General features: G+C 61.4%; 15 protein-coding genes. 4 read left to right on the plus strand and 11 right to left on the minus strand.

The features are described 5' to 3' along the window. Window positions 1-15 precede the first annotated feature (15 nt). The 7 genes from rsmA to ACLBKR_RS05170 all read right to left on the minus strand — a co-directional run bounded on the left by rsmA (window position 16) and on the right by ACLBKR_RS05170 (window position 8475). Window positions 16-846 (minus strand): 16S rRNA (adenine(1518)-N(6)/adenine(1519)-N(6))-dimethyltransferase RsmA, encoded by an 831-nt coding sequence (rsmA, locus tag ACLBKR_RS05140; RefSeq protein ID WP_414900878.1) that lies wholly within the window; start codon window positions 844-846, stop codon window positions 16-18. Then, the gene (pdxA, locus tag ACLBKR_RS05145) at window positions 846-1871 is read right to left on the minus strand and encodes a 4-hydroxythreonine-4-phosphate dehydrogenase PdxA (protein WP_414900880.1); all 1026 of its coding nucleotides are present in this window, start codon (window positions 1869-1871) and stop codon (window positions 846-848) included. Before pdxA ends, rsmA begins: the two co-directional genes overlap by 1 nt. Window positions 1872-1885: 14 nt before the next feature. Further along, window positions 1886-2827: a SurA N-terminal domain-containing protein gene (locus tag ACLBKR_RS05150; protein ID WP_112827318.1), complete on the minus strand. Its 942-nt coding sequence runs from the start codon at window positions 2825-2827 to the stop codon at window positions 1886-1888. A gap of 180 nt (window positions 2828-3007) precedes the next feature. Next, window positions 3008-5350 carry an LPS-assembly protein LptD gene (locus ACLBKR_RS05155; protein ID WP_414900882.1) on the minus strand — a complete coding sequence of 781 codons (2343 nt, stop codon included), beginning with the start codon at window positions 5348-5350 and terminating at the stop codon, window positions 3008-3010. Beyond that, complete coding sequence (gene lptG, locus ACLBKR_RS05160; RefSeq protein WP_414900884.1) at window positions 5350-6432, minus strand: LPS export ABC transporter permease LptG; 1083 nt, start codon at window positions 6430-6432, stop codon at window positions 5350-5352. The genes ACLBKR_RS05155 and lptG overlap by 1 nt, the downstream gene beginning before the upstream one ends. Then, entirely contained in the window at window positions 6429-7607 is a 1179-nt protein-coding gene (gene lptF / locus ACLBKR_RS05165) for an LPS export ABC transporter permease LptF (RefSeq protein ID WP_113338663.1), read from the minus strand. Before lptF ends, lptG begins: the two co-directional genes overlap by 4 nt. Before the next feature lie 109 nt (window positions 7608-7716). Next, complete coding sequence (locus ACLBKR_RS05170; protein WP_414900886.1) at window positions 7717-8475, minus strand: phosphatase PAP2 family protein; 759 nt, start codon at window positions 8473-8475, stop codon at window positions 7717-7719. A 222-nt stretch (window positions 8476-8697) separates the two neighbouring features. Between ACLBKR_RS05170 and ACLBKR_RS05175 the strand changes: the two genes are divergently transcribed. The 4 genes from ACLBKR_RS05175 to ACLBKR_RS05190 all read left to right on the plus strand — a co-directional run bounded on the left by ACLBKR_RS05175 (window position 8698) and on the right by ACLBKR_RS05190 (window position 13380). Continuing rightward, complete coding sequence (locus tag ACLBKR_RS05175) at window positions 8698-10197, plus strand: leucyl aminopeptidase (protein ID WP_113338665.1); 1500 nt, start codon at window positions 8698-8700, stop codon at window positions 10195-10197. A 31-nt stretch (window positions 10198-10228) separates the two neighbouring features. Beyond that, window positions 10229-10678 (plus strand): DNA polymerase III subunit chi, encoded by a 450-nt coding sequence (locus tag ACLBKR_RS05180; protein ID WP_113338666.1) that lies wholly within the window; start codon window positions 10229-10231, stop codon window positions 10676-10678. 216 nt (window positions 10679-10894) lie between these two features. Beyond that, window positions 10895-12226 carry a protease gene (locus ACLBKR_RS05185; RefSeq protein WP_113454373.1) on the plus strand — a complete coding sequence of 444 codons (1332 nt, stop codon included), beginning with the start codon at window positions 10895-10897 and terminating at the stop codon, window positions 12224-12226. Next, window positions 12223-13380 (plus strand): MFS transporter, encoded by a 1158-nt coding sequence (locus ACLBKR_RS05190; protein WP_113338668.1) that lies wholly within the window; start codon window positions 12223-12225, stop codon window positions 13378-13380. Before ACLBKR_RS05185 ends, ACLBKR_RS05190 begins: the two co-directional genes overlap by 4 nt. 45 nt (window positions 13381-13425) lie before the next feature. On the opposite strand, the gene ACLBKR_RS05195 is transcribed toward ACLBKR_RS05190, so the two are convergent. The 4 genes from ACLBKR_RS05195 to ACLBKR_RS05210 all read right to left on the minus strand — a co-directional run bounded on the left by ACLBKR_RS05195 (window position 13426) and on the right by ACLBKR_RS05210 (window position 18168). Further along, a complete protein-coding gene (locus ACLBKR_RS05195) occupies window positions 13426-14271 on the minus strand; it encodes a polysaccharide deacetylase family protein (RefSeq protein WP_113448788.1) in 846 nt (281 codons plus the stop codon). A gap of 100 nt (window positions 14272-14371) precedes the next feature. After that, window positions 14372-16258 (minus strand): ribosomal protection-like ABC-F family protein, encoded by a 1887-nt coding sequence (gene abc-f, locus ACLBKR_RS05200; RefSeq protein ID WP_113448834.1) that lies wholly within the window; start codon window positions 16256-16258, stop codon window positions 14372-14374. Window positions 16259-16377: 119 nt separating this feature from the next. Next, the gene (locus tag ACLBKR_RS05205) at window positions 16378-17463 is read right to left on the minus strand and encodes a GGDEF domain-containing protein (RefSeq protein ID WP_162708140.1); all 1086 of its coding nucleotides are present in this window, start codon (window positions 17461-17463) and stop codon (window positions 16378-16380) included. A 195-nt stretch (window positions 17464-17658) separates the two neighbouring features. Next, window positions 17659-18168, minus strand: a complete 510-nt coding sequence (locus ACLBKR_RS05210; RefSeq protein ID WP_113426073.1) for a DinB family protein — start codon at window positions 18166-18168, stop codon at window positions 17659-17661. Window positions 18169-18237 lie beyond the last annotated feature (69 nt).

Consider the following 18237-nt stretch of genomic DNA (forward strand, 5'->3'; position numbering starts at 1 on the left):
GGACCGGAATTTCGCTCAGCCGAGCAGGCTCGCCAGCCGAACGAATTCCTCGACGGTCAGCGTTTCCGCACGCCGCGCCGGATCGATGCCGGCTTTCGACAGCAAGGCCTCTCCTCCAAGCGACTTGAGGCTCTGGCGCAGCATCTTGCGGCGCTGGCCGAACGCAGCCTGCGTCACCTTTTCGAGTTTTTCCGGATCGCAGGGCAGGGGCTCCGCGCGCGGCACAAGGTGCACGACGCTGGAGGTTACTTTCGGCGGCGGAGTGAATGCCTGGGGCGGGACGTCAAACGCCATGTGCGCCTGTGTGCGCCAGCCGCAAAGGACGCCGAGCCGACCGTAATGGTCATCGCCCTCGCGCGCGACGATGCGCTGTCCGACTTCCTTCTGGAACATCAGTGTCAGCGATTGCCAAAAGGGCGGCCATGACCTCGGCAACAGCCAGTTGACCAGCAGTTGCGTGCCGACGTTATAGGGCAGGTTGGCGATGATCTTGACCGGCCCATCGGGCGCAAGCGCCTCGAAATCGGTCTTCAATGCGTCACCCTCGATGACATCCAGCCGGCCGGGATAGCGCTCGGCCACTTCGGCCAGCGCCGGCAGGCAGCGCGCGTCACGCTCGACCGCTATGACCTTTTTCGCGCCGAGCGCCAGAATTGCGCGCGTCAGGCCGCCCGGACCGGGGCCGACCTCGAAAACGGTTGCGTCTTCCAAAGGACCGGCCGTGCGGGCGATCTTCTGCGTCAGGTTGAGGTCGAGCAGAAAATTCTGCCCGAGCGCCTTGCGAGCGTCGAGCCCGTGGCGGGCGATCACCTCGCGCAGCGGCGGAAGTCCGTCGAGAGCTGCCATCAGATCTGTGCTTCGGCCGTCTGGCTGATATCGGCCGCAAGCCGGATCGCGGCAACGAGGCTGTTTGCGCGTGCGATGCCCTGTCCGGCAATGCCGAAGGCCGTGCCGTGATCGGGAGAAGTGCGCACGAAGGGCAAGCCGAGCGTCACGTTGACCGAATCGTCGAAGCCGAGTGCCTTGACCGGGATTAGCGCCTGATCGTGATACATGCATATCGCCACGTCATAGCGGTGGCGGGCCTCGTCGTGGAACATCGTATCCGCGGGCAGCGGGCCGAAGGCGTCGATGCCTTCCTTGCGCAACTGCATGATGGCGGGATGAATGATTTCCTCGTCCTCATGGCCGATGGCGCCGTCTTCCCCCGCGTGGGGGTTCAGCCCCGCGACGGCAAGACGCGGATGTTCAAGTCCGAACCGTGCCTTCAGATCGGCCGCAACAATGCGGCAGGTTTCCAGGATAGCGGTCTCGGTGAGGGCGTTCGGGACGTCCCTGATCGGAATGTGGATGGTGACCGGCACGGCCTTGAGCTTCGGACCGGCCAGCATCATCACCGGCCGGCAGGCCTTGCCTGTCCGCCGTTTTGCGAGATCGGCGAGGAATTCCGTGTGGCCGGGAAAGCCGAAACCGGCTTCATAAAGAACGGACTTGGCGATGGGGTTGGTGACCATTCCACGCACCTTGCCGTCGAAGCAGAGCGAAACGGCGGTTTCGATCGAGGCGATTGTACCCTTCGCCGTTGCCACATGCGGCTCACCGGCGACCACGTCGACGCCAGTGGAAATCGGCAACACCGGAAACGCATTGCTGAATGCGGATATCGCGCCCGCCGCATCGGTTTCGCGGATGGGAACCTCGATTTCCAGCTCACGGGCGCGCACTTCAAGCACGGCCGGATCCCCGATAAAGATGAACGGCGGTAGTTGATACTGCTCGCGATTGAGCCATGCCGTAAGCGCGATATCGGGACCGATGCCGGCAGGATCACCTTGACTCAAGGCAAGAGGAAGCATGTCGGCAGCCGTCATATCGTTTCCCGGAATCAGTTTTCGACAATCTGGGCCTTGGAGCGAAGGTCGTCTAGATATTTCTTGGAGTTCGGGTTTTCACCGCTCTCCTTTTCCTTGCCGATGTCTTCGGCACGGAAAACGACTTCCGCGGCCACGTCGTCGGAAACCTGACGCTGGTTGCAGATCGCCAGATATTCTACGCCACGCTCGGTAACCCGGGTTCCGGTGGTGCCGCCGCTGGCCTTCTCGATCAGAGGCTTCCAATCCGGTGGAAGTTCCGGCTCCAAAACGCGACCGAGATTGCGGATCGATACGTCGAGATAGTTCTTGGCGAATTCCATGGCGCCGTCGCAGCCCGGGAATTTCGCGCGTGATGCCTCGGCTTCGGCCTTCCGTTTCCCGACGATCCCCTTTTTCGAGGCAGGCACGACGAAAATGACCTGTTTCAGGAAGTATTCGGTCGTCACCGGCTTCTGCTTGTTTTCAAGCAGGCGGCTGACCAGTTCCTGGTTCGAGAGCTTGCCCTTGCTGCCATATCGGGCGTTGACCAGCCTCGGCCAGCTCATCGACACGGCGATATAGGCCTTGAAGTGCTCTGCGCCGACCCCTGCCTGGTTGAGAATGCTGTTGAGCTGTTCATTCGTCAGCTTGTTCGAACTCGCAAACCGGCCGAACGCCGCATCGACCTCATCCGTGCTGACGGACATGCCCACGCGAGCGATCTCCTGGCGCTTCAGCGCCTCGTCGATCAGTTCCTGCTTGGCGAGTTTGTTGAGGTCGCCCTTGCGACGCTGAAGTCTCAGAAAGGCGACACGTCGTGCGACGTCGCCATTGGTGATCGCCGTCTTGTTGACGACAGCGACCACCTGGCTCGCGGCCTGTGCATGTTCGACAAAAGGAGCAGGCCCTATGCAGAGCCCGAGCGCCAGCGTGCCCGCCAGCAGGGATCGCATCCCCTTCTTCGCAAAGGTCATCGGTATTTCCTTCCCTCGGACGCCGCCAGCACCGCCCGCCTCGCATCCGTCAATCAATGTACGATCTGCCGCATCGATTGCATAATCCATGCGGCAAAACAATGACATTGCGCTAATAGACCCGGCTTTCGCCGGTCGTCGAGAGATTCGACGGTCCGGCGCCGGCCTGAAACAAAGGAACTACTCGCTGCTGCCGAGCCTGATGTCGCCAAGCGTCCGGAAGGTCAGTCGACCGGCAATGGTCCAGTCGCTCGCCACTTCGGCATCCGGATCGTACTTGTCGGAGAAGGCCACCGTCAGGATCGTGCACTCGTCGGCATAGCTGAGGCCGACGCTGCGGCGCGAGAAGACGTTTTCATCGATGTCATAGGTGAGCGAGCCGAACACCGACCAGTATTCGTTGATCTTCAGCGTGTGCGACGTCTGTACCGACTGATTGTCGTTGGTAAAGCCGTATTCCGGTTGAGCATCGAGCTGGGTGAAGACGAGTTCGGATTGCAGCCGCTTGTTGGCATAGGAAATGGCGGCGTCCGTACGACGCAGTTCCAGGCTCTTTTCGTCGAGTCGGACGCTGGTCGACAGGCTGACGCCGTTCGGCATATCGATGCCGGCCATCGCCACGTAGTCGGATACGTCGGTTTCGAGGCCGGAATTGGCGCCGGCATAGACGAGATCGTCGGTGGCGAACGAATTCTGCCCTGCAAGATGGTAGGACTGGCCGAAGATGCCGCGCAGACCGAAGCCGTTGTCGAACGTTCCGGTATACTGAACGCCGACGTTGGCGCGCGTTCCGCCTTCCACGCGATCATAGCCGGAGAACTTGTCGCGTTCGAAGAGGTTCGTGGCGTCAAACACGAAACTCTGGGCATCCTCGTTCGGAAGCATGCCGGCCAACTGCTCGTCGTTGCGCGCGTAGATCTGCGCGATCGGCTCGATGATGTGGCTGCTGTTGGCGGTCGTGACAAGGATCGGATAGCGGGCCTCGAGGCCTGCGGTGAGCATGCCGCGGGTCGCCGTTGCGTCGGAGGAGAAGTCGCCGGCATAGCCGGACGGCGTGTCCATATCCAGACCGAAGGCATCGCCGCGTGCCGCAAGCAGCGGCGTAAGCTGCAGACCGCCGGGAACGGTGAAGCTGCGCTTCCATTCCACTTCGCCCGTCATCCGGCTCATCGTGCCTTCCAGGCCGCGATAGCGCAGGATATCGTCGATGCTGTCGCCATTGGTGTCGACGCCTTCTTCATCCTCCTTGAAGCGGGAGAGGGCGGTAAAATTGAGCTTGGCGGAAAGCTCCCCGCCAGCCACCGGTTCGGGGGCATAATAGCTGTAGTCGATGGAGGGCAGCACCGTCGGCTGCTTCTTCTCCGCCGTGCTCTCCGTGTCCGCGTCCTGAACGTCGAAATAGAAGGCGCGGGCGTCGAAATAGTTACGTTTTCCAAGGCCGGTCAGGTAGACCTGATTGGTATGCGTCGATTGGTCGAGGCCGGCGAGATCGTAGGTGCGGGCGAAGTTGTTGTCGCTCTGCAGCATGACATCCCAGCCGAAGGCCCACCGCGGGTTGATTTGGAAATCACCCTTGGTGGCGACCATGCCGCGCTGGTCGCGATTGGAATCGCTCGTGCCGGCGGTAAATTCGTCGGAGTTCAACTGGCTGATGCCGGCGGCGCGTACCGTAACCATGCCTTTCTCGAAACGCTGGCGATATTCGCCCTCGAGCAGCACACCCTGGGTGGTGTAGCCGGTCGTGGTGATCGTCGCGTCCCGGTCGTTGGCGATCGCGATATAATAGGGAACCGCGAGACCGAAGCCGAGATTCTCCGAGGTGCGCATTTCCGGGAACAGGAAGCCCGTCTTGCGCTTGACCGTGTTATCGGGCACCTCGATGAACGGCAGGACGGCAAGCGTCTGGCCGAACAGTTGGAACCGGGCCTTTTCGAGCCGCACCGTGTGCTTCTGGCCGTTCTGGATGACCTTCTCCGCCTTTACTTGCCAGATCGGCGGGCGCTTCGGATTTTCCGCGCAAGGCAGGCATGCCGTGTAGACGCCCTTATGCAGGATCATTTCCGTGCCGGCGACACGCTCGCCGCTCTCGGCGGCCATACGGGTATTGTCGGTCGTCTCGATACGCAGCGACCTCACGAAGCCGTCCGCGAAATTGTCGGTCACATCGAGCGTTTCGGCGTAGATCCGATTGCCGCCCGGCTCCACCAGCTCGATATTGCCGGAGGCCATCACCCGGCCCGTCTTCTGGTTGTATTCGACCTTGCGGGCCACCATCTGGTAGCCGGCATAGTTAATCTGCACCGCGCCGGTCGCGATTACGCGTTCCGAATCACGGTCATATGTCAATTCGTTTGCCGCCAGCATCAGCTTGGCGTCTTCGGGCACGACAACATCGGCATAACCCGTCGATTCGCTGCTCTGGGCCATGGCGTCGACCGCTGGGAGGAGCGGGACGCACAAAGCTACACCAGTCAGCAGGGCCTGGGTCAGCCTCCTGATATTCTCGCGGTCTTTTACCGCCACTAACCATCCTCCTTGTGGAGCAGGATTGTCGCTCCGAGTGCCATCGCTACGACGACCGGAACCCAGGCCGCAACGAAGGGCGGCACGACACCGCTGCTACCGAATGCTTTGACAAGCACGGTGACAACATAAAGCACGAAGCCGGACAGGATTCCACCCAGAATCACCGAGCGGGACTGGTTGAACCTGCTGAATTTAAGCGAGACGGTTGCAGCAATGAGTGTCATTGCGACCAAAAGGAACGGTAGGGACAGCAGCGAATGAAACTGTGTTTCCAGTGCCTTGGTTGAAACCCCGAATGATCTGGCCACTGCAATTTTCTGAGAAAGCTCATAAAAAGCAACGGTCTCCGGTTCTGCAAGCCGCTGTGCGACAAACTCCTTTTTCAAATTGGTGGGAACCTGCGCTGTGGGCAGGTGCTTTTGTATCTCGCCGGGGCGAGTCTCGGTTACATCGGTAAGAAACCAGTAACCATCTTCCAATTTTGCTGTGCGTGCGTCCTGCCGCACTTCGATGCGTCCGTCGCGGTCGAAATGGATCAGAACGACGCCGCTCAGAAGCGTGCCTTCCTCCTGAATTGTGTTCGCACCGATGATGACATCGGACTTTCCGCTGATCTGCCGCAGCCACGGAACCGCGGTGTTCTTCGGTCTGTTGCTCGCTTCGCGCCAGTCCGCCTCGATCAGCAGGGCCTGCTTCTGTCCCCATGCGGCGAGGGGATTGACCACCAGCATCGTCGCCAGGCCGATGAGGAAGGCTCCCAGCACGAAGGGCGTCATGAACTGCCAGACCGATATGCCGGCGGCCCGCGCCACGACCAGTTCCGATTTGCGATTGAGCGCGATCAGCGTGGTCATGCCGACGAAAAGGGAGATGAAGGGGATCGTCTGCTGCAGGATGAGAGGCAGCCGAAGCGCGGTCAGCCACAGGACCCCGGGAACAGAGTAGCCGGTCAGGCCCGCGAACCTTCCGGAGGTTTCGCTGAAGTCGACCAGATAGGCGATTGCGATCACGCCGATGAAGAACCACAGCGACGTGACGACGTAGCGCCTGAAGAAATAACGGCCAAGCGTGACGATCACGGCGTGCCTCCCCCGGTCGCGTCGCTCTTCGGTCCGAAGCGTCGCATCACCGCGGACCATTGCTCCGCGAGAACCGTCGTGAGCGCCGACGTCTTGTGCGGATGCCGTTTGCGCGCGAGCATCACCGCCGCCGCCGCTCCGCTACCGAGCGGAACGAGATAGGCGAGAGGAACAAGCGCGGCAGACGTGCCGGCGAGTTCCACCGTGTAGTTCGATAGCCAGAACAGGGCGAGCGAGAGCGTCAAGGCAATCGCCATGGGATGCAGACGGGCCTCGCGATGGGAACGGGCGTCGCTGCAGATGACGAGCGACATGAGCGCGAAAACAAAGGGGAATGTCCAGGTGCTCATGCGGCGATGCAGTTCGCTGCGGTAGTCCTTGGCGTTTCGCTGCACGTCGGGATCGTTCTGATCGGGATTGAGCAGGAAGCCGAGGTCGCGATCGCCTGCATGCAGGCGAGCCTGTCCGCGGGACTGGGAAAAGTCGGAGAGATCGAAGGAATAGGAATCGAAGCGGACGATCGATACCTCGCCGTTGGGGGCCTTGCGCTGAACCTCGCCGTCTTTCATGACGAGCGCCGAACCGCTTTCGTCGACCGCGCCTTCTCGGGCGTAATAGATGAGTTCGTAGTTCGGATCACGCGAATCGGCGACGAACAACCCCTTCAGCACGCGCCCCGACAGGCGTTCGGAGATCTGCACATAGAGGCCGTCCTCGATCCGACGGAAGCTCTTTTCTTCAATGACCGTCGACAGGAGGTCCGCATAGGCGGCCGCAATCATTTCCCGGACGCCGACGCGAAGCTTCGGCTCCACGAAGTTCGTCATCAGAAAGGAAAAGACGGCGAGGATCGCAGCAAGCGAAAGAATGGGGCGCAGGATCGTGTGACGGGGGGCGCCGGCGGCGTCGATGACTGCGAGTTCGGAATCGTTGTTCATCGCCGTCAGCGTCTGGGTGATGCCGATGACAAGTGCGAAAGGCAGGACGGCCGGGATGATGGTCGGCAGGATGAAGGTCGCAAGCTTCATGAACGAGCCGACGGATTGCCCGCTGTCGGTAACGAGATTGATTCGCGCGAGCACCTGGGTCGTCCAGATGATCGCCAGCACCGGCAGGAGCGCGGTGAGGAACATCTGCACGGTACGTCGCAGTATGTAGTGTTCGAGTAGCTTCATACGTGACCCGGGGTGGGGAAGGGCAAACCCATTCCCGCAGCGGAAATAAGGCCTTGTCTACGATGCTTGGGGCTTTTTGGCGACGGCTGCGCGCGATTTTTCCGCATCGTCATCGCTGATTTTTCCAGGAGCGCGCTATTTCTAACACGGCGAAGGTCAGCGCGAACAAGACTGGCGAGGAAAGCCAGCCGAGCAGGACGTCCGAAAGATAGTGTCCGCCGAAAGCCACCCGGAATGCCGAGGTCACGAAAGAGATCACGATGATGGCGGGACCCAGAACCGGACGCAGCCTTTCCGGCAGAAGGAAGATCAGGCAGATGAGCCAGCCTGCGCCGGCTGCCTCGCCCGAGATGAAGGAACAGTTGTCTTCGCATTGGCCCGCAAATGAGCCAGCGGGCACGAAGGGCAGATGGCCGGCGAAAAGGTCTGTTTCGTAGGGGCGAGGGCGTTCCGAAACCTGTTTCAGGATCAAGTTCACCAGCACGTAGGGGCCGAGGAGCAGCGTCACCAGCGAGGCTATGTAATTTTCTATATCGCGGATGTTCCGCTCCGCCCTATGGCGGCGAAGAGCCTGCGCCAGCGCCACGACCAGCACGACCGCGCCAACCGCCGGAAGATAGAAGAGGGCCTTTCGCAGGAAGGTGTAGAGCGCATCGCGACCGTAGGGAAAGCTGCCGCAGACCCGCGCCGCATTCGAATCGGGACAGGTCGCCTGAACGAAGAAGGCGCGCGATGTCGCTATGTCGATTTGCGGAATGAAGTGGAACAGTGCCAGAAGCAAGCACCACAGAAAGAGAAGGGCGAGCGCAAGCATCACCCATTTGCGAGCCTGCGGATCACGAACAATCGCGTCATGTAGAGCGTTCATATGAATGTCGAAGCCGGCTGCACCGTTGAAAGGGGGCGCCCGGCCCGCTGGCTGAGCGCGGCGGAAACTAGCGTTACTGGCTCGACCCGACAAGAGGGGATGTCGAAGCCGCGGTAGCCTTCGGCCTGCTATTCCCCAAGTGCAGGGTTTTCCTTGCCTTTGTTCCGGAAAAAGTGAAGATCGCGCGATCCGTTTTCGTTCAATACATCTCAGGAAGTGCCCATGTCGCTGAAGCTCGATATCGCGTTTGCCAAATCCCATCACGTGACAACCGGCCTTGCGATCCTCTTGAAGACCGCAGAAGCCGATCTCCCGGCCGGCGCGGAAGAGGCCGATCCGGCGGGCATCTATGGGCGTGCGGCCAAGGTCGCGAAATTTACCGGCAAAGCGCTGGCGACACTGGATATCGTCGCGCCCCACGGCTCGGAGGCCGACCGCATCCTCGTCCTTGGTCTCGGCAAGGCGGAGACGCTGGTCGCCCATGACTGGCTCAAGGCCGGCGGCGTGGCTGCGGCTGCGATCAAGGGGGCGGAGAAGGTTACGGTTTATCTGGACGTTCCCGGTCTCGATCTCACCGCGAAAGCTGCCGCCGATTTCGCGCTCGGAATGCTTCTGCGCGCCTACAAGTTCGATACTTACAAGACGTCGAAGAAGATTGATGACGAGGAAGGCAAGAACGGCGACAAGAATGTAAAGGTCACGATCGTCACGGTAGCTGCCGCTGCCGCCAAGAAGGCGTTTGCCGATGCGCAGGCAGTCGCCGACGGCGTCAATCTTGCCCGCGATCTCGTCAACGAACCCGCCAACATTCTGGGGCCGGAAGAGTTTGCCGACAGGGCGAAGGAGCTTGAAAAGCTCGGGGTCGAAGTCGAAATTCTCGGCGAAAAGGAAATGAAGAAGCTCGGCATGGGCGCGCTTTTAGGTGTGGCTCAGGGGTCCGTTCGCCCGCCGCGCCTCGTGGTGATGCAGTGGAACGGCGGCAGGGCCAAGGACAAGCCGGTTGCCTTCGTCGGCAAGGGCGTCGTCTTCGACACCGGCGGCATTTCGATCAAGCCGGCCGCCGGCATGGAAGAAATGAAGGGTGATATGGGCGGGGCGGCCGCCGTGACCGGACTGATGCACGTGCTTGCCGCGCGCAAGGCCAAGGTCAATGCCGTCGGCATCATCGGTCTCGTCGAGAACATGCCGGACGGCAATGCCCAGCGTCCGGGCGACATCGTCAAGTCGATGTCCGGCCAGACGATCGAGGTTATCAACACCGATGCCGAAGGCCGGCTCGTTTTGGCGGATGCGCTGTGGTACTGCAACGAGCGCTTCAAGCCCGATTTCATGATTAATCTCGCGACGCTCACCGGGGCGATCCTGGTTGCGCTCGGCAATCTTCATGCCGGTCTCTTCTCCAATGACGATACCTTGTCCGAAAGGCTGCTCGCCGCCGGTCTCGTCACCAATGAGCGGCTGTGGCGGATGCCGATGGGCAAGGACTACGACAAGATGATCGACTCGAAATTCGCGGACATGAAGAATTCGAGCGGACGCCATGCGGGCTCGGTTACGGCCGCACAATTCCTGAAGCGCTTCGTCAAGGATACGCCCTGGGCGCACCTCGATATCGCCGGCACCGCAATGTCGTCGCCTTCGGACGAGATCAACCAGTCCTGGGGTTCCGGCTACGGGGTTCGGCTGCTCGACGAACTCGTTCGCGCCAGCTACGAAGCCTGATCGAAACAGGAACAGGGCGAGGGAACGGCCGTTGGCTGACATTCTTTTCTACCACCTGACGGAATCAAAGCTCGAGGACGCCCTGCCTCCGCTTCTCGAAAAGAGCCTGGAACGCGGCTGGCGGGTGGTGGTGCAGACTGCCGATGCCGCCCGTCGCGATGCGCTCGACACGCATCTGTGGACCTGGCGCGACGACAGCTTCCTGCCGCATGCCACTGATGAGGCGGAGGCGCCGGAAAATCAGCCGGTGCTGCTGACGATGGAGGATGGCAATCTCAATGGCGCCACCGTTCGCTTCCTCGTCGATGGCGCCGAGCCGCCGGCGTCACTGGACTACGAGCGTGTCGTCTTCGTCTTCGATGGCCACGATCAGGCGCAACTCGAAGCCGCGCGGGGCCAGTGGCAGCGCCTCAAGACGGAAGCTCATGCCCTGACCTACTGGCAGCAGACCAGCGAAGGTCGATGGGAGAAGAAGGCATAGTGCGCGGACGTGCGGTGTTGGTTCCGGTTAACGAAGCCTATTCCCGAGTAATAGCTCTGTAATTATCCGGTTTTGACATTCGTCACTATCGACCGCAAGGGACAGACCAATTCTGGTCTTATCCGACAAAGTAGAAGCTGCGGCCCTGTACCTTTATTGTTTTTTGATCGTTTCGGGCGCATTTGCGTTCTGCGATTTCCATCAAGAAACAATAAGATGATTAAACTTGCATTCTTGCTTATCGGGGGCAGGGCGTTTCGTGACGACTGGTGGGAGCCGGCGGCTCTCGGCAGTGTCATGGTCGCGCTGGCCTTTGTCATAATGGCTGATCTGTCGGATGGCCTGACGATGGTCACCGTACAGCTTTTCGGATTGCTCTTTCTTTTCCAGGGACTTTTCGGTCTTCTGTCGACCGCCATGCGCGAAACGAATACCGGTCGGCTTGCGGATGGCGTCAAGTCGCTGCTCATGCTGACGGTTGCATTTCTGATAATCGATACGCCCCTGAAGAGCGACTGGCTGCTTTCGTGGCTGTTTGCCTTCGGCTTCGCTTTCGACGGCCTCTCCCGCCTGGCGACGGTGGCGTTGGTCCGTTTCCGTCGATGGAGTGTGGCAGCGGTCGCGAGCGGTCTGGAACTGACGCTTGCCGCGATGCTCGTCCTCGAATGGCCGTTTCCGCAGCGGCTCAATGTTCCGTTGTGCATCAGCCTGTTCCTCGTGCTCTCCGGTGCCACGATGATTCATTTCGCACGGGCGTTGCGGCGGTACGACAGCACTCTCTCGATCTATTCCCTTCCCATGCTGTGCGGACGGGGATGGAACGAGGAAAATCCCGTCGTCATGCCTGATGACAGTCCGGATGACGACACGATCCTCAACATGCGCATCCTCGTATGGACACCGACCGGTGCCGCCGAAGTCGAGCCGAGACGTCCTCTTGTCGACCGTTACTTCGCGGTGCTCGACAAGGAGGGCAAGGTTTCCACCGGCCATGCAGCGGTAGAGATGGGCACCCATCTCTACATCAGCCATTGGCCGGCCGAAGAGATCGAACCGGATCGCGAGGAGATCGTGGACACGCTCTTCGCTGGAGAGGAAAACGACGTGGCAGGGCTCTTCCAGCCATCCTATGAAAAGGAAAAGGCCTGCTGGACCGCCGCTGACGAAGAGGTGGTGTTCACCCGTTTTCACGCGTTGCGCCTGAAAGCCTTCTGGGAGGGCTATCGCCGGCATTCCACCTATAACGTCACCAATCGCAACTGCTCGATCGCCGCAGCAGGAGCGCTTGAAGCAGCGCTTGAGGGGAGCCTCGACTGCCCACGACCGTGGCTGCGTCTCCTGCGACTGCTCGTAACGCCTTCCTTGTGGGAGGCGGCCTATATCCGGTCGCGAGCCGCGCATCTCTGCTGGACGCCTGGCATGGTGCTCGACTATGCACGCGCGCTGAAACGCCTTGTCGAACCTGAGACTGTGCCGTGGCGTGAAAAGCTGCTTGCCCATCTGCATCATCTGGGCAGTTCCCTGAAGATGAGGGACTACGCCCGATGAGCGCGACGGATCTGCCCGCCGTCTCGGAAACGGGTACGTTGATTTCCCGCATTGCGGTGATCCTGACCGTCGCCATGTTCGGGCTGACCTATTCGCTGAGCGCGCCGCTGATCGCGCTTGAAATGGTCGCAAGAGGTGCAAGCCAGAGCCTGGTGGGCGCCAATGCGGCGATGCATGCGATCGGTGTCCTCGTGGTCGCGTTGGTGCTTCCGGGCGTTGTGTCGAAGGTCGGACCGCGCCGCCTGATCCTGCTGTCGCTGGTCGTATCCGCCGCCGTGCTGGGGACAATCGCCCTGGTCGATAATATCTGGCTGTGGTTTCCGCTGCGCCTGTTGCTCGGCATGGCCGCGGAAGCGCTGTTCGTGCTTTCCGAGACCTGGATCAACGCGCTCAGCACCGAAAATACCCGCGCCCGTTTCATGGCGATCTACACGGCGGCGCTCTCTCTGGGGCTGGCGCTCGGCCCGCTTCTCCTCTCGCTGATCGGTTCTCGCGGGACGCTGCCGTTCATGGTCGGTGCCGTCATCGCCCTGGCAGCCGCATCCTTCGTACTGTTGCCAATGGTGCGTGCGCCCGTATTCGAAAAACCGAGTTCGGGCAATCCGCTGCGTTTCCTGAGGCTGGCGCCGGTGGCGATCGGAGCGATCGTGCTGAACGCTGCCGTCGAGACGGCGGGCCTGTCCTTCCTGGCGCTCTACGCGGTCGGTCTCGGCTGGAATGCCGACGATGCGGCCCAACTCATGTTCGTGATGATGGGCGGCGCGATCCTGCTGCAGCTACCGATCGGCTGGCTCGGCGACATGGTCGACCGCCGCAAGCTGGTGCTTGGCTGCGCGCTGGTGGCCGCTGCCGGGGCCGCTTGCTGGCCCTGGGCGCTCGCCATGCCCTTCTTCACCTATGCCATGCTGTTTGTCTGGGGCGGTGTCTTCGTCGGCATTTACACGCTGACTTTGACCATCGTCGGCAGCCGGTTTTCGGGTGGCGATCTCGTTGGCATCTATGCGCTTATGGGATTGGCCTGGGGCGCCGGCGCACTGGTGGGGCCGCTTGCGGCCGGCGTGTCGCTTCAGATCGGCACGCACGGCCTTCCGGTTTTCACTGCTATCGCCTGCCTCGCCTTCGCGCTCGTCGTGGCAATGCGCCGGGAGAGTTGACCGGTCGGCCCGTCGCCGGAACCTGTCCGGCGACGGGCGTGTATGTCAGTTCGCCGATGCCAGCATCATCATTTTCTTGCGCTCGTGGCGCAGCGTTACGACCTTGTAACCTTCGGCCTTCAGGCGCTCGAGCAGCATCGGCAGCATGACGGCGGTGCGCAGATGCAGGTCGTGCATCAGGATGATGCCGCGGCCCCTGCGGTGCAGGGTTTCCATCGTGCGGTCGACGATTTCCGATGGCGCCGACTTGAAATAGTCCTTGCTGTCGATCGCGACGTCGAGAACGACGACGTCCCGTTGCGCCATTTTCGTGCGCAGGCTCTTCGAGTCGGAAAGGTAAGGGAAGCGGAAGAAGCCCGGTTCCACGCCGGTCCCCGCCTTCACCGCCAGTTCCCCCCTGGTGATGTCGGCCATGGCCCGATCGAAACTCAGCTTGTGAAGATCGGCATGGCTCCATGTATGGCTGCCGATGGCATGGCCCGCGTCGGCAACCTTTCGGGCGACGGCCGGATGGGCCTTGGCCATTTCCCCGACCATCAGGAATGTCGCCTTGACATCGTACCGGGCGAGCGTGTCGAGGATACGCTCGGTTCGGCCGGGCACGGGGCCGTCGTCGAAGGTCAGCACGACCTCCTTCGGTCCGAGCTGGAGATCCCCGATCGAGGCGACGTCCAGCGTGCGTCCGGCAAGGGCGTTCCGGGGGCGGTTCGGCTTGAACCAGGTTGCGGGCTCCATCGGAACGCGGTCACCGGCGGAAAGCGGCTTGCCAGTAGGATTGTCCGTGGATGCGGCAAATGCCGTCTTGGCCGACGGCTTTTCCGTCTTGGTGGTGGCACATGACGCCAGGGACAAGGCGATGAGGGCGCTCACCGCAACGCGTAAAGAAAGCATGAAAACCACTCGAACGGGAAAGGATTCGAGTGAAGTTTTAGGCAGTTATGGTTAACGGTCGGTTTCCGGCGCATCCGGCCCCTGCCGGATCGAGGGCGGGTCAGCCCGCCATCGCATCCTCGTATTCGGCGGAAAGCTCGAGCCATTGTTCTTCCGCGGCCGAAAGCTTCGCCACAGCCTCGCCGCGCTGCTTGGCCTTTTCCGCGGCCTTGGCCGGGCTCTTCTCGTAAAGCGCCGGATCTGCAAGTTCCGCATCAAGAGCCTGAATCAATGTCTCCAGCTTTTTCGTCAGGGACTCGATTTCATTGATCTTTTTCTTCAGTGGAGCGAGGCTCGCCCGCCTGTCGGCGGCGGCCTTGCGCTGGTCGGCCTTGTTGACCTGGACGGCGGCATCCGCCTTTTCCCGGTCATCGCTCTTGCGGGCGGAGGAGACCACCAGACTACGATAATCCTCCATATCGCCTTCGAAGACGCTAACGGTTCCGTTATTGACCAGCCAGAGGCGGTCGACGGTCGCCTCGATCAGGTGGCGGTCATGGGCGATCAGGATGACGGCGCCGTTATAGTCGTTCAGAGCCTCGATCAGCGCGCGGCGGCTGTCGATGTCGAGATGGTTGGTCGGTTCGTCGAGGATCAGAAGGTTCGGCGCGTGAAACGCGGAAAGGCCCATCAGCAGACGCGCCTTTTCTCCACCCGAAAGATCCTTGGCGGCGGTCGCCATCTTTTCGGTCGCCAGTCCCATCTGCGCGACGCGGGCGCGAACCTGCGCTTCGCCCGCAAGCGGCATCAGCCGGCGAACGTGGTCGACCGGCGTCTCGTTCGGCACGAGATCGTCCAGTTGATGTTGTGCGAAGAAGCCGACGGAGAGGTTCGGCGCAAGCTTCATCTCGCCCGCCTGCAGGTTGAGCCGCCCCGCGATCAGCTTGGCAAATGTGGATTTGCCGTTGCCGTTCGAGCCGAGAAGGGCGATGCGATCGTCATTGTCGATGCGCAGATTGATGTTCTTCAAGATCGGCTTGCCGGGTTCGTAGCCGACTGCACCGCCGCTGATGGCCACGATCGGGGAAGCCGGCTGTTTCTCGGGTTCCGGGAAGGTGATCGGCTGGACATGATCCTCGATCACGGCCGCGACCGTTCCCATGCGCTCCAGCGCCTTGATACGGCTCTGGGCCTGCCGAGCCTTCGACGCCTTGTAGCGGAAACGGTCGATATAGCTCTGCAGGTGCTTGCGGGCAGCATCGCTCTTCGCCTTCGCCTTCATCTGCAATTCGTCGGCTTCCGCCTTCTGCCGCTCGAACTGGTCGTAGCCGCCGCGATAGAAGGTGAGCTTCTTCTGATCGAGGTGGATGATCGCGTTGACGGCGGTGTTGAGCAGGTCGCGGTCATGGCTGATGATGATGACGGTGTGCGGATAGCGCCGGACATATTCTTCCAGCCAGAGCGTGCCTTCGAGGTCGAGATAGTTGGTCGGCTCGTCGAGCAGCAGCAGATCCGGTTCGGAAAACAGCACGGCCGCCAGCGCCACGCGCATGCGCCAGCCGCCGGAAAAGGAAGAGGCGGGGCGAAGCTGCGCTTCGTGGTCGAAGCCGAGACCTGCAAGAATGGTGGCCGCGCGCGCCTCTGCCGAATGTGCGCCGATATCGGCGAGCCGGGTCTGGATTTCCGCGATGCGGTGCGGATCGGTGGCTGTCTCCGCCTCGGCCAGCAGGGCGGCGCGTTCCTTATCTGCGGCCAGCACGATCTCGATCAGCGGCTGTTCGGTACCGGGAGCCTCCTGCGCCACCTGGCCGATCCGAGCATTCCTGGGGATGGTGATCGATCCCGTTTCGGAGGGGAGGTCTCCGGTGATGATCTTGAAGAGCGTCGACTTGCCCGCGCCGTTGCGCCCGACAAGCCCGGCCTTCGTGCCTTCCGGCAGCGAGATGCTGGCATGGTCGATGAGCAGGCGGCCTGCGATGCGGGCAGAGATATCGGTAATCGTAATCATGCCTTGGCTTTTGGCCGAACTGCCGGCCAAAGGCAAGCGGTCGCCGGGCTGCGAAGGTGTTCGCGGCAATCGGGCGACGAAGGGTGGCGCCGGCGCAACATCCCGCGCCGATTGGAAGATTAGGCCACGTTTCGTCCCATGCCGCGCTGAGGCTCTGAGCCATAGCCTGCGATCGGGTGACGAGGGGTGGCGCGGGCCGTCGCAAGCGCGGATTCGGCGTGGGCAATCAGTTCGCTCGGTGTGGCCGCATCCGCTGTCATGGCGAAGCCGATGGAGAGGCCAAGGCTGCCCTGGCTGCGTCCTTGCTCGGTGGCGAAGATCAGGTTGTTCTCGACGGCCGTCCGAAGCCGCTCGGCAATCGCCTGAGCCTCGGTTGCACCGACGTCGCTGAAGAGGAAGGCGAAGTCGTCGCCCTCGATGCGCGCGACGAAGTCATACTTCTTGATCGTCTTGCGGAAAACCGCAGCCAGCCGCTTGAGCAGCCTGTTGCCGGCCTCGTCGCCGAACTGTCGATTGATCTCCCGGAAATTGTCGATGTCGACAAGCAACATGGCGGTTCCGAAAGGAACGGTTGCCTGTTCGTAAAGGCTTTCCAGCCGGTTCATGAAGGCGATGCGGTTGGGCAGTTCGGTCAGCCGGTCGGTGAGCACCATCGAGCGGGCGGCCTCTGCGGTGCGTTCGGCGGCTTCGATCTGTTCGAGCCCCGCCTTCAGCTTGAACTCGATTTCGGTCTCCTCCCGGATCAGGTCGCTTGCCGCGGAATCGAGGAAATCAAGTTCCTCCAGGATTTCCGAAAGGCCCCGGGTCTCGTCCTCGCGGATCGATTTCACGATGGTTTCGAGCGCGCGGGTGAAGGTCTGCTTGCGCAGGAGACCGAGCGAGACCTGTTCCGCGAGACGTTTCAATGCGGCCGTGGCCTCTGATTGCACATGTTCGTCGGCAAGACCGCAATGGCTGACCAGACGGTGCTTCAGGCCCAGATGGTCCAGCGCGATCTGGCTGGGTTGCGCCCCGAGAGCGACGAGATCGCGGGCGATCTCCGCATTGCGCCTGACCATGGCCTCATAGACGATTTCGAAATTGCGCGGCAGGCCGGCGATCTGGTGCTTGGCCATGAAAGCCGTGATCTTCTGCAGGTTGTCCTGGACGATGGGCGACTTCGGTGGTTGGACGTGCTGATGGCTTGTACTGGCATCAGACTGCATGGCTGTTCCCCCGCCGGATGTGGCTCCGGTCTTTCCGCTCGATGAATGTCGGTTATCTCCGGCCGCACCATCCGCGAAAGAACTCATCATTCGGTTAAATACGCGGCAAACGGGCAAACCTTCGGGATTTTCCGCAAAGAACGGTTAATGCCGGATTGTCGAATTGGCGGACAGGTGTCCCCGCAGGGGCAGGCTCTAAAGCCACCGATCGCCCTGGAGCCGCTGGAAATAGATGAGATCAAGCGAAAGGCTCGGCTTGCCGAGCGCCGTCAGGCACATATGGGCCTGGCCCCTGTGGTGTGTCTGGTGGTTGAAGAAATGCGATATCGCCGGCCCGAGCCGATGGGTGATCGGCGTGGGTGTTGTGATCGGCGTATAGCTGATCGGCCCGCGGATTTCGTCTTCCGTCAGTTCCCCGATCCATGCGATGATCCTTCGGTCCTCTTCGATCCGGGCGGCTTCCAGTTCGGCAAGCGTTGCAAACGGCTTCTCGTTCAGCGCCGTGTGTTTCGGTCCTTCGCCGGTAAAGCGCCGGAGCCAGACGCGGTCTGCGACCAGGATATGGGTGAGCGTTCCAAACAGCGATCCGAAGAAGGCTCCCAAGTCGCGGTTCAGATCCTCGGGTGAAAGCTCGTTGGCCGCGGCATAGACGAGATCGTTGGCCCATTGGTTGTAGGCCGCGAACATCCTGAACGTTTCCAGCATCCGATTCTCCCGTTTGTTCCCCGATCTGCGAGCGTAGCGTGATATTGCGACAGCGGGGCTTATGAAACC

Source organism: Paenirhizobium cremeum, from assembly GCF_047553425.1.
GTDB lineage: Bacteria > Pseudomonadota > Alphaproteobacteria > Rhizobiales > Rhizobiaceae > Allorhizobium > Allorhizobium cremeum.